This window comes from Companilactobacillus allii (genome assembly GCF_001971585.1).
Classification (GTDB): Bacteria; Bacillota; Bacilli; order Lactobacillales; family Lactobacillaceae; genus Companilactobacillus; species Companilactobacillus allii.
Window position 1 is genome coordinate 39,282 of record NZ_CP019323.1, and the last position, 13,062, is coordinate 52,343.

The 13,062-nt window shown below is 35.5% G+C and carries 11 protein-coding genes; 1 reads left to right on the forward strand and 10 read right to left on the reverse strand.

The genetic code is table 11. The features are described 5' to 3' along the window. From mutS to groES, 7 genes are all read right to left on the reverse strand, one after another. Complete coding sequence (mutS, locus tag BTM29_RS00200) at positions 1 to 2,628, reverse strand: DNA mismatch repair protein MutS (protein WP_076613529.1); 2,628 nt, start codon at positions 2,626 to 2,628, stop codon at positions 1 to 3. 29 nt (positions 2,629 to 2,657) lie between these two features. Further along, positions 2,658 to 3,464, reverse strand: coding sequence for a TIGR00282 family metallophosphoesterase (locus tag BTM29_RS00205; RefSeq protein WP_076613530.1), 807 nt, complete (start codon positions 3,462 to 3,464; stop codon positions 2,658 to 2,660). A gap of 286 nt (positions 3,465 to 3,750) precedes the next feature. Beyond that, positions 3,751 to 4,695 (reverse strand): ketopantoate reductase family protein, encoded by a 945-nt coding sequence (locus tag BTM29_RS00210; protein ID WP_076613531.1) that lies wholly within the window; start codon positions 4,693 to 4,695, stop codon positions 3,751 to 3,753. Positions 4,696 to 4,805: 110 nt separating this feature from the next. Then, positions 4,806 to 5,486 (reverse strand): DUF554 domain-containing protein, encoded by a 681-nt coding sequence (locus tag BTM29_RS00215; RefSeq protein ID WP_076613532.1) that lies wholly within the window; start codon positions 5,484 to 5,486, stop codon positions 4,806 to 4,808. Positions 5,487 to 5,556: 70 nt separating this feature from the next. Then, a complete protein-coding gene (locus tag BTM29_RS00220) occupies positions 5,557 to 6,366 on the reverse strand; it encodes a MerR family transcriptional regulator (protein WP_076613533.1) in 810 nt (269 codons plus the stop codon). 525 nt (positions 6,367 to 6,891) lie between these two features. Continuing rightward, entirely contained in the window at positions 6,892 to 8,523 is a 1,632-nt protein-coding gene (groL, locus tag BTM29_RS00225; protein WP_076613534.1) for a chaperonin GroEL, read from the reverse strand. Positions 8,524 to 8,569: 46 nt separating this feature from the next. Beyond that, positions 8,570 to 8,857, reverse strand: a complete 288-nt coding sequence (gene groES / locus BTM29_RS00230) for a co-chaperone GroES (protein ID WP_025023713.1) — start codon at positions 8,855 to 8,857, stop codon at positions 8,570 to 8,572. 132 nt (positions 8,858 to 8,989) lie between these two features. Here groES and BTM29_RS00235 point away from each other — a divergent pair, with 132 nt between their 5' ends. Next, the gene (locus BTM29_RS00235) at positions 8,990 to 9,616 is read left to right on the forward strand and encodes a CPBP family intramembrane glutamic endopeptidase (RefSeq protein ID WP_076613535.1); all 627 of its coding nucleotides are present in this window, start codon (positions 8,990 to 8,992) and stop codon (positions 9,614 to 9,616) included. A 239-nt stretch (positions 9,617 to 9,855) separates the two neighbouring features. Here BTM29_RS00235 and BTM29_RS00240 read toward each other — a convergent pair whose 3' ends face one another. The 3 genes from BTM29_RS00240 to manA form a co-directional block, all read right to left on the reverse strand. Beyond that, entirely contained in the window at positions 9,856 to 11,136 is a 1,281-nt protein-coding gene (locus BTM29_RS00240) for a cation:dicarboxylate symporter family transporter (protein ID WP_076613536.1), read from the reverse strand. Between the two features lie 72 nt (positions 11,137 to 11,208). Beyond that, entirely contained in the window at positions 11,209 to 12,021 is an 813-nt protein-coding gene (locus BTM29_RS00245) for an alpha/beta fold hydrolase (protein WP_076613537.1), read from the reverse strand. Positions 12,022 to 12,088: 67 nt separating this feature from the next. Beyond that, positions 12,089 to 13,057: a mannose-6-phosphate isomerase, class I gene (gene manA, locus BTM29_RS00250; protein WP_076613538.1), complete on the reverse strand. Its 969-nt coding sequence runs from the start codon at positions 13,055 to 13,057 to the stop codon at positions 12,089 to 12,091. Positions 13,058 to 13,062: the final 5 nt, after the last annotated feature.

Genomic DNA, 13,062 nt, shown 5'->3' on the forward strand with positions numbered 1-13,062 from the left:
TTATTTAAGTTCTTTTTGCCATTTATACAACAAATTGATTGCATCAATTGGCGTAACACCCATCAAATCCTGATTTTGTAACTCAGTAACAACTTTTCTTTCACCTTTATTTAACTTTTTAGGCGTAACTCCTACTTCTGGAAAAAGTGATAATTGTGACTCTTCATTTGCTGAATCATTTATCTTTTCAACATCGCTAGAAGTACTCTCAACTACTGGTTTTGATTTTACTTCTTCAACCTTGATATGTTTTGGTGCTGTATCTTCTAGACTACTCAAAATTGTATCCGCACGACTCAAGACCTCTTCTGGTAATCCAGCTAATTTAGCAACATGGATACCATAGGACTTATCAGCTGGACCTGACAACACCTTGTGCAAAAATACCAAAGTTCCGTCTTCTTCAGAGGCATCAACATGCACATTTTTAACACCTGGCAACTGACTTTCTAGTTCGGTTAATTCATGATAATGAGTTGAAAACATCGTCATTGCTTTAACATGTTTGTCGATATACTCAATAATAGCTTGAGCTAATGCCATACCATCATAAGTAGCAGTTCCACGACCTATTTCATCAAAAATTATCAAACTATTCTTTGTTGCATTTTTTAATGCATCATTTGCTTCTCGCATTTCAACCATAAATGTACTATCACCAGAGATTAAATCATCGGCCGCACCAATTCTGGTAAATATATGATCAAATATCGGCATAGTCGCCGATTCAGCGGGAACAAAACAGCCAATTTGAGCCATGATGACTGTTAGTGCCATCTGTCGCATATAAGTACTCTTACCAGACATATTTGGTCCAGTTATCAACAAGATATCTGTCTTGTCATCAAAAAACACATCATTTGGGATATAACTGTTATTGCTCAGGACTTTTTCCACAACCGGATGACGTCCGTTGACTATATTCAAACTATGACCATCGACAAATTTGGGAGCAACATAATGATAAGTCTCACTTATCACTGCAAAACTTTGTAAGACATCCAACTGAGACAATATATTGGCTAGTGCCTGAATACGTCTTATTTGTTCTTTGACAGATTTTCTAATATCCGCAAATAATTGATGTTCTAAAGCTTGAGACTTGTCTTCAGCTTCCAAGATCAAGCTTTCTTTATCTTTGAGCTCAGGTGTAATATAGCGCTCTGCATTAGTTAGAGTCTGTTTCCTTGTATAACGGCCTTCAGGGACCTTTTCAATATTAGACTTAGTCACTTCTATATAGTAGCCAAACACCTTGTTATAGCCAATTTTAAGGTTACTGATGCCAGTGACTTCTTGTTCATGGGCACGTAATTCTGCGATCCACTTTTTACCATTCTTAGAAGCATCAGTATACTTATCAAGTTGTTCATTATAGCCTTCCTTGATAACACCACCACCTGTTATTGAAATTGGTGGCTCATCAACAACAGCTTTTTCGATCAAGTCCCTTACATCACTGACCTCATCGATTTGTTCCACATATGAATTAAGATCATAATCTCCGATATCTAAAAGAATCTCTTTTATTTTGGGTACTTGTTCTAAAGACGTTTTCAATTGAATCAAATCACGTCCATTGACTGTTCCATAAGCGACTCTACCAGCTAATCTCTCCAAGTCATATACCTTAGTTAGATAGTCTTGAAAGGACAATCTTTGGAAATAATTATCCATGAAAACTTGAAGGATATGTTGACGCTTTTCTAGTTCACTTTGATTTAAGAGTGGTCTTGATAGCCACTGTTTCAACAATCTTCCACCCATTGCCGTTTTTGTTTCATCAAGTAGCCACAGAAGAGTTCCGGATTTTTTATTTGTTCTTAAATTCTTGAATAATTCAAGATTACTCTGTGCAGTATGATCCATTGATAAATAAGCAGTTGTCTTATATGTCTCTGCACTCTTTAAATGATCCAATGACCTCATCTGGGTTTCCATTAGATAAGAGATCAGAGTCTTAACTGTTGTTACCTGTAATTCTTCAGTAATCCGTGAATAATCATAGGTGAAGTTATCATCAAGCTCTTCAATGGTAGAAACTATAATTCCAAGGCGCTTGATTGGATCTGCGTATTTCTGTGGAAAACTCTTACTAACAACAGACTCTTTAGTACTTAAATTTTGTAGCTCATTCATCAAGTCCATTGAATTGTTTACTGACGTAACTTTGACTTCACCTGTTGATAAATCAGCATAAGCTAGTCCAAAACGATTCTTTTCATAAACAATAGATGTAATGTAGTTATTTTCAGTTGCAGTATTGGCAGATTCATCCATAACTGTACCTGGTGTAACGATACGTGTTATTCCACGTTTTACCATTCCCTCGGCAAGTTTGGGATCTTCCAATTGATCGCAAATTGCGACTTTATATCCTTTATCAACAAGTGTATCAATATACCCTTGAATAGCACGATGAGGCACTCCGCACATGGGGATGTCATCATCTGCTTTTTTGTTTCTAGATGTTAACGTTAGTTCCAGTATTTGTGAACCTTTGATTGCGTCATCGTAGAACATTTCATAAAAATCACCAACACGATACAACAAAAAAGCATCTGGGTTTTCCTTTTTCATATCCAGATATTGTTGCATCATTGGAGTTTCCTTTGTTTTTTGTGGCATGAATTTCCTCCACCAATCTTGAAATTAATTTAGAAAGTTAAAAATTTTTGATTATCAGGATTTATGACATAATTTTTGATACTACGTGCATAGTTTGTCTGATCGTTAATATCAATTACACAAAATCCAATTTGCATACGGCCATCTTCATCAACGTCGAATTTTGTTGGACGTTGTGTTAAAAAACGCGTAATAATTGGTTCATCTTTAACACCAAGAATACCATCATATGATCCTGTCATACCAACATCAGTTAGATAAGCTGTCTTCTTGTCAAATACTCTGGCATCGTTAGTTTGTACGTGTGTATGTGTTCCTACAACAGCAGATACTCTACCAGTTAGATACTTAGCAACCGCAATCTTTTCGCTAGTTGTTTCAGCATGAAAATCAACAAATTTAACTGCATCTTTATCTAACGTTGGTAATAATTTGTCGAATGCCAAAAAGGGATTGTCCAGTGGCTGCATTAATGCAGTTCCTTGCATATTTATTATATAGACCTTTTTTTGATTGACTTTCTTTTCAATTATTCCACGTCCAGGTACATCTTCACCTGAGAAATTGTAGGGGCGCAAAATATTCTTTTTGGGATCATCAATGAAATCTAGCACTTCTCGTTTATCCCATATATGATTACCACCAGAAACAACATCTGCTCCAGCAACTTGAATTCTTTGGTAGTCGTCAACTTTGATTCCTTTACCACCATTGGCATTTTCACCATTCACAATCGTCAATTGTGGTTTGATCTTTTGTTTAATTTTAGGCAAATAGGCCTCTATTGTCTTAAGTCCGATGTTGCCGACGACATCTCCAACGAAAAGTATTTTCATTATATAAAATTCCCCCATCTTTACCTATGATATTGTATCAATATTGACCAAATTAAAAAAGAGAGTGTACTTATACTTGTTGTGCAAACGCGAAATAAATTGCAATTTCTTCTATTTGAATTTTTAATTCTTAATACTGAATCGTTCTTTACTTATTTGTTCTCTCAAACTTGCTGTATAAACGCGAAATAAATTGCAATTTCTTCCGTCTAATTCAAAATGCCTCAGTATTTACTTTCGTAAATGCTGAGGCATTTTGAGTTAGTACTCGGAAATTAAGCGTGATTTATTTCGCTCTTGAAAACTCTGCCAAATGAACTAGGTTACGCACAAAATCATGTGTTGTTGCTTCGTAATGATATTTCAATCCTAAGTCATAAATATAGCCATTGATATAATCAACTTCTGTTGGTCGATTCTTAGACATATCCTGATACATTGATGGGTAATGTAGTGGCATCCCTACTGTACTGGCAAACTTAACCGCTTGCCACTCTTCTTCACGAGTATTTAATAGAGTTATACCTGCTCTTTCACAAACGTCAAATGCTTCGTTAATAAGTTGCTTACTCAAAGCCTCAGCTGTAGGTGCTTGAATAAAATCACCCATTTTGATACTAAACATTGTGCAAAGAGTATTACATACTGAATTCAAAATAACTTTTGCCATCAAAGTTCCTTGGAAGTTAGTTGTGATTTCTGGATTCAAATTTGCTTTTGTAAAATCATCAGAAATTTGATGCGTAGTTTCATCTGGTGTTTCATTTTGATTAACTAACTTCATACTACCAGCACCAGATTTACCCATGAAGTCAACATCACCAACTCCATTTAAAACAGTAGCAATCATTGCTGTACCACTGATTACTTTCTCGACAGCAAAATACTTATCAAGCTTTTCAATATGTCCCATACCATTCATTGGGGCAACCACATATTGTTCTTTTGTAAATAAGTGACTTGCTCGTTTCAAAGCATCATCTAGTTGCATCTGTTTAACAAAGACAATCCAAACATCTGGATTACCCGAATAATCTTCTGGAGAGTAAATATTGATTGGCACCAGGTGTTTATCTTTCCCATCTCTAGAAACATAGACTCCGTTTTGTTCTTTGACCTTGTTTATTTGGTCGTCCCAAATATCAACAAAGTCAACCGGAAATCCTGCTTCTTGTAAAAGAACTCCATATCTCAAACCCATGGCACCTGCACCTAGTACTCCATATTTCATAAATTGACGCCTCCAATATTGTATTGTTATGTAATATTAGACTTTTTATAATAAATGTCAATATTTTATAATTAATCATCTACAACATCAATTGTGTTACATTAAAACAATTAAAAAAGCTGTAATACCAAAACACCTATAATTGGGATGGCCAATGACGGCAAAAGGTTCAAAACACTGATCTTTTTAATTTCAAGAAGTCCTAATCCTGATGCCAAAATCAAAACTCCACCAACGATAGTTAATTCGGTGATCATATCGGAATTAATTGAACTTTGAAGCATTAACGCAATCGCATATATACTTCCCTGCCAAATAAACACAGCAATTGCGGCCAGCGCTATACCTAATCCAAAAGTTGAAGCCAGTACAACCGACGTTATTCCGTCCAACATACCATTAGTAAACAAAAAAGTGCTGTCATGTTTTAACGCCTCCTGGATAGGTCCAAGAATCGACAATGAACCTATACAATACAGTAAAACGGCTGTTGCTAAACCCTCAGCCAAGTTACCGCCACCAGAAAACTTACCAACCATATCGTTGAACTTCTTCTCAAGGTTTATTTTCTCTCCAATTAATCCACCAACGGCCAAACTAACGATGAACATTACTGGATAATTACTCTTAGCCATGTTAACTACAACTGCATTGATTCCGATAACACTCGCTGCCAATCCCAATGCTTGTGTAAGAATCCTCTGATATTCCGGTTTAATCCCCTTATGTAAGAATCTGCCTAAGATACTTCCTCCAATAATCATCGATACGTTAAAGAATGTTCCAATCATTATTAATTGCCCCCTGAGTTTAAATAATAATATTAATATAAACTCTCTAGTTACTATAGGGTCAACAAAATTATCTAACTGGTAATCTGATTTCAGTAACATACTTGTCAAAATCGTTAGTAATACCATAATCAATCAGCGTTATTTCAATAGCATCACCAACTATTGTAAGTAAGTTATCATCACAATATTGCTTCAATTGTAAATAAGTATCTGAAGCATCCTGATGCGTCCCATGGAATCTAACTCTTAAGTATGACCCCTTTTGTAATGTGGAACTATTTCTTCTCTGATCACCATTTTCAAGCATTAAAAGGATTCCGCTGTACTCATCGAATTTTTCATCCAAAATGTTTTGTTTACTCAATGACAAAGCAATTTTCCCCAAAAATATCGCCTCATTCAATCCATACTCTCTACGCAAAGCGGTCAACGGTAATTCAATATCTTCATTTAGGTTGTAGTCCCTACGCAAATAAACAATAGGAGTCTCTGGCAAATTTAAATATTCAATCTTACCCAAAATTGAATTCTCAGCATCATTGACTTGTTTTAAACGAGAAGATATTCTCCCATTGATAGCTTGAAGAGTTTTAATTTGTTGATTAACTTGTGTCTGTTGCCTTTTTAACATATCTTCCAATGTAGAAATATCACGAGCATCAAAAAAGTTCTTAATATCACTAATAGGCACATCAAGGGCACGCAAATACTTGATGACATTCAATCGTTCAAATTCAGCTGTGGAATAATAACGATAATGTGTTTTGGAATCCACTTTGGCGGGCTTTAAAATACCGACCTCATCGTAATAACGCAGTGTTGGTATTTTAATATCATATATTTTGGAAAGTTGTCCAATTGTAAATAATTGATCCATTTCATTCCCTCTATTTTTTAAAAATTGTAGCACAAAAAAACTAACCATTCCTACGTTGGCATAGGAATGGTTAGTTTTGTTTTGTTTTTAAGTTATTGTCTAAGTAACTTTTTTAGTAGTTTGTTTAAGATTTAAATATTTTTGGATCTATCGGTTCATTTATTTTTTGAAACGAGTTGCAAGAACCAGATTCCTGCGCTCGCTACGTATAATCGAACTAGTGCTTTGCACTACTTCAATTATCCTAGGCGATGCTCAAAATCTAGCGGGTTCTTTTCACTCTCTTTTTGAAACGAGTTACATGAACCAGATTCCTGCGCTCGCTACGTATAATCGAACTAGTGCTTTGCACTACTTCAATTATCCTAGGCGATGCTCAAAATCTAGCGGGTTCATTCCACTCTCTTTTTGAAACAAGTTACATGAACCAGATTCCTGCGCTCGCTACGTATAATTGAACTAGTGCTTTGCACTACTTCAATTATCCTAGGCAATGCTCAAAATCTAGCGGGTTCTTTTCACTCTCTACATCATTCCGCCCATACCGGCAGCTGGATTAGCACCTGCGGCTGGAGCTGCTGGTGTATCATCTGGTTTGTCAGCAACAACAGCTTCTGTTGTTAATAACAATGCAGCAACACTAGCGGCATTTTGTAATGCTGAACGTGATACTTTAGTTGGATCAATAATTCCGGCGTCAACCATGTTTTCCCATTTGTCAGTTGCAGCATTGTAACCAACTTCTGGTTTTTGACCCTTCATATGTTCAACTATAACTGAACCTTCCATACCAGCATTTTCAGCAATTTGACGTACTGGTTCTTCAAGCGCTCTAACAACGATGTTAATACCTGTTTGAATGTCGCCTTCACTCTTAACAGCCTTAACTGCATCTATAATATTCAAGAATGCTGTACCACCACCTGCAACGTAGCCTTCTTCAACGGCGGCACGTGTAGCGTTCAGTGCATCTTCAATTCTATATTTGCGTTCTTTCAATTCTGTTTCAGTAGCAGCACCGACTTTAACAACAGCAACACCACCAGCAAGCTTAGCTAAACGTTCTTGTAACTTCTCACGGTCAAAGTCTGAAGTTGTTTCAGCAATTTGCTTCTTGATTGTTTCAACACGTTCGCTGATAGCACCCTTGTCTCCAGCACCTTCAACGATTGTTGTATTGTCTTTTGTAACTGTAACTTTACCGGCTGTACCTAATTGATCCATAGTTGTGTCTTTTAGTTCAAGACCAAGATCAGAAGTGATAACTTGTGCGCCTGTTAAAGTAGCAATATCTTCCAATTGTTCCTTACGACGATCACCAAAGCCAGGTGCCTTAACGGCAACAACATTGAATGTACCACGAATCTTATTCAAGACTAGTGTTGGTAGTGCTTCACCATCAATATCATCAGCGATGATCAACAATGCCTTACCTTGTTGAACGATTTGTTGTAACAATGGCAAGATATCTTGAATACTTGAAATCTTCTTATCAGTGATCAAGATGTAAGGATTATCTAAATCAGCTTCCATCTTGTCGTTATCTGTAACCATGTATTGTGAAATATATCCACGATCAAATTGCATACCTTCAACAACATCAAGTGTTGTATCAATACCCTTTGATTCTTCAATTGTAATAACACCATCGTTACCGACTTTTTCCATAGCGTCAGCAATCAACTTACCAGTTTCTTCACTAGCTGATGAAACTGAAGCAACTTGAGCAATATCTGACTTTCCAGCTACTTTGTGTGAAATCTTGTGTAGTTCATCAACAGCAGCTTTAGTTGCCTTTTCGATACCAGTTCTAATACCAACAGGGTTAGCACCTGCAGTAACGTTTTTCATACCTTCTTTGATGATAGCTTGAGCCAAAACTGTGGCTGTAGTAGTACCATCACCGGCGATATCATTTGTCTTTGAAGCAACTTCGGAAACAAGCTTTGCACCCATGTTCTCAAAATGATCTTCTAATTCAATACTCTTAGCAATAGTAACACCATCATTTGTGATCTCAGGTGAACCATAACTCTTTTCAAGAACAACATTTCTACCCTTAGGTCCGATAGTTGTCTTAACTGTGTCAGCCAACTTATTGACACCATCTAACATTTTTGAACGAGCATCTTCTGAGAATTTAATTTCTTTTGCCATACTTTCACACTCCAATAATTTTTATTAATTTAATAATTTTAATTAATTATTTTTCAACGATTGCCATGATATCTTTTTCGTGTAAGATTAAATAATCAGTGTCATCAAACTTTACATTTGAGCCAGCATACTTATCGAAAAGAACCTTGTCGCCAACCTTAATGTGCATTGGTAATGTCTTTCCATCTTCTGTTATTGAGCCTTCACCTACAGCAACAACCTCTGCTGTTTGTGGCTTTTCTTTAGCGTTGTTAGCAAGAACAATGCCGCCTACTGTCTTCTCTTCTTCTTTATCGACTGTTACAATAACTCTGTCTCCAAGTGGTTTTAACAATTTGAATGCCTCCGATGATTAATATTTATTTTTAATTTAGCACTCTAAGTTACTTCGTGCTAATCACATGTTTTATATTAACATTTTATTGTGAACATGCAAGTATTTACCTTTATGAAAATAGGAGAAATTATGAAATATTCAACAAATCAATTTTTAACATTATTAACATACATCGCTTTGCTATTTGTCGGCTCAATTTTATCAATGGCAAAAGTCACTGGGTCCGCTTACTTCTTAGTAATCACAATAGCCGCTGTTGTAGCAACAGTTGTCATGATCTACTTAACTCAAAAAAGTACTCCCAATGAATTAGAAGAATCCACAACTTTCAATAATAAACTTCAGTGGATAATCGTTGGAACAATCGGAGCTTTAGTTATCCAATTAGGCTTAGGTTTAATTGATCAACATATTTTCCATGCAAGTACTGACTCAGCCAATACAATGCAATTATTAGCTTTGGTACGAGCCTATCCATATTATTTCTTGTATGTTTTGATTTGTGCACCAATCATGGAAGAAATTATTTTCAGACGTGTATTTTTCTCAAATTTAATTAAACCCACAAATATTTATTGGGCAGCCGCAATTTCAGCTTTGTTCTTTGCCTTCATGCACCAAGACACTAGGTTTTTGATTTACGTTGCCATGGGTTTATGGTTTTCCTTTATTTATTACAAGTCAAAGAATATATACGTTAGTGCTGGTAGTCACTTAGTTATGAATACTTTGGTAGTTATGATCAGTTTTATGTAGTGTGATTTTGTTTATAGTCAAACTTGCAGTTAAAACGCGTTAAAAAGCACAATTTCCTCCGTTTAATCGCAAATAAGGAATTGTGACATAACTTTTTTCTACTCAAAATTGCAGTGGAAACGCGTGCCAAAACACAATTTTCTACATATAAGCATAAAAAAAGCGATATTTACTTACGTAAATACCGTTTTTTCATGCTTATACACGAAAACTGAACGTGTTTTATCACGCTCTGATTCCTACATACCTCGTTTATATTCAGCGACGTACTTCTTCCTTTTTTCATCATCAAATTCATCTTCACTCTTAGCAATAATGATTGTAGCAAGCGAATTACCGACAACATTGACTGCTGTACGTCCCATATCAACTAATCTGTCGATACCGGCAATGAAGGTCAATCCTTGCATTGGTACACCAATTGTTGAAACCGTTGCTAATAAAACAACAAATGAAGCACCTGGGACACCTGCCATACCTTTTGAAGTTAACATTAAAACAACAACAAGTGTTATCTGTTGGCCAAGTGACAGATTAATGTGATATGCCTGTGCCAAAAATAGTGCTGCTAGTGATTGATAAATGGCTGATCCATCAAGATTAAAGGTATATCCGGTTGGAATAACAAACGAGACAATTCCTCTACTTGCTCCATATTTCTGCATTTTATCGATCATCTTTGGTAATGCGGCTTCTGAACTTGCCGTGGTGAATGCTAATACGAATTCATTTTCGATAATTCTAAATAATTCATAAAAATCAACGTGAAATAGTTTTCCAACAAAATACATAACAACAAAAACAAAAAATGCCATAGTTGCATATGCAATAATAATAAACAACGCCAATGGTTTTAACGAATCAAAGCCCATTTCAGCGACAGTAACACCAATCAATGCACAGACACCAATGGGAGCTGTACGCATAACCCAGTTGGTAACTTTGAACATAACATTGGCAACTGCGTTCAATAGATCAGTTATGATCTTACCTTGTTCTCCAAGTGATGCTGTACCTAATCCAAATAGAACTGAGAAGAAGATAATTGGTAACATATCTCCTTTGCCCATTGCGGCAAAAATATTCGTAGGGATGATTCCCATCAGAATGGACCAAATTCCTGAATGTTTGGCACTTGATGCAGAAGCAGTATATTGTGAAATACTTGAACCTTTAAGATCATTGATATTGATATAAGTACCTGGATGTGTGACGTTGGCAACAATAATACCAATAATAATAGCTAATGTGGTCATGACCTCAAAATAAACTAGAGTCTTTAAACCAATACGACCAAGTTTTCGAATATCACCCATATTGGCAATACCCACTGTCAAACAAGATATAACGATTGGCAAAACGATCATTTGAATCAATGAAATGAACATTGTACCGATATTTTGCATGACTGTAATGGCACCTTTATTATGATAAAAGACCTGTCCCAAAATGATACCTAGAACTAATCCAATAATAATTTGCCATCCTAAACTAAGCCGAAAAAATTTTTGCTTTTGCACTTTAATGCCCCCTTAAAACCTGGTTATTATTATAGCAGTTTTTTTCTTAAATTTAATCATATTAGAGAAATATTAATATATTTTCAGAAATTTATTAAAATAAAAATTTAAATCTTCAGAAATATCCGTTAATAAATTATGCCCAGCATCATTTAAAATCAATTCTTGAATATTGTTGTGTGAGTTCAATAGCCGCAGTTGTTCTTGATAACCGACTATGTAATCATTTTTACCTAACAAAATCGTAGTTTTAGACTGTAAGCCAGATAATGTAAGCGGTAATTCATCTTCAAATGAAAACTGATATTTCTTTTCACTTTTAATCTTATCCCAAAATGGTCGATTATATTTTGCCAAACCTGGTATGACAGTTGCTTGATAAGTCTCCCAAGCATCTTGGTTGATCACAACATTCCCTTTAACAAAATCCTGATATTTATCAGCGTTCTTGCCAATTTTGACATCTTCTAAAAAGATGTTTTTATGAACGGACACTTTCCTATCTGCTTTGTTTGCATGAATCACCGGACAAGTAATAAATGCGGCTTTAATTTGGTCTGGAATTTTTGCTAAGAGTCCAAGACAAATATATCCACCATAAGAGTGACCAATAATCGCTACCTTTTTCTCACCCGATATTTGCTTAATAAATTCTATTACTAATTCCAAAACGTCATCAGAAGAATTAACTTCATGAACATCCTGTGAATCTCCTAATCCAGGTAAGTCCAAATATATTCTTTGATAATTTTTGTTTTTAAACAGTGGTTCGTATACTACTTCAAGACTAGTAGAATCCAGACTCATCCCGTGGAAGAAATAAATTGGCTTGCCGGATCCATAAATCTTGTAGTTTAGGTTTGTATTTTTTATTTTAATTTGCATGTTAAATATTTTACCGCAAAGTTGATTTTAGACAAAAAAAAGCACCCCACATTGTGAGATGTTTTCTCTATTCTTCGCCTGATTCAGAAGCAATAATGTTCAAATCACCATCTAATGTCCATGAATCAACTGTTGCAGGTACGATCAAATGCACACCTTTATTCAAATCATAATCTTTGCCATCAACAGTAATCTTACCTTCACCACTAATAACAGAGATCAATGTGTACTTGCCAATATTATGTCTCAAAGTAACTGGCTCTTTGATTTCCCAACGATATACAGCAAAATATGGTGAAACTGGAGGCTGTACAAATGTAGTGAATGTATTCTTTCCTTCAGTCTTTGTTACGATATCTAGCTTTGGATCAACGTGTGGAACTGTAATTGTATCTTCAGATTGTTTAATGTGTAGTTCACGTTTCTTACCAGTACTCTTTTCAACACGATCATAATCATACAAACGATATGTTGTATCACTACTTTGTTGTGTCTCTAGTGCCATAATTCCTTTATTCAAGGCATGAACTGTACCACTAGGCACAAAATAGAAATCACCGGTTTTAACTGGTACTTTTCTTAATAAATGATCCCAATCACCTGATTCAATCATTGTATCTAGTTCTTCTTTGTTCTTTGCATTATGTCCATAAATTAAATATGAACCTGGTTCAGCATCAATGATGTACCAGCATTCTGTCTTACCTAATTCATGTTCATGTTCCCATGCATAATCATTGTCTGGATGTACTTGAACTGACAAACTAGCTTCAGCATCCAAGATCTTTGTAAGCAAAGGAAAGACCTTACCTTTTGGATTACCAAATAATTCACTATGGTTATTCCATAGATCATCAACGAACTCACCAGAGAACTCACCGTTCTCTACGAGGGATCTACCATGTGGATGTCCAGAAATAGCCCAACATTCACCAATATCACCATCAGGTATCTTGTAGCCAAACTTTGTTTCAAGCTTTCTACCACCCCAAATTTTATTATGAAAAACAGGTTTCAAAAATAATGGTTCACTCATGCAAA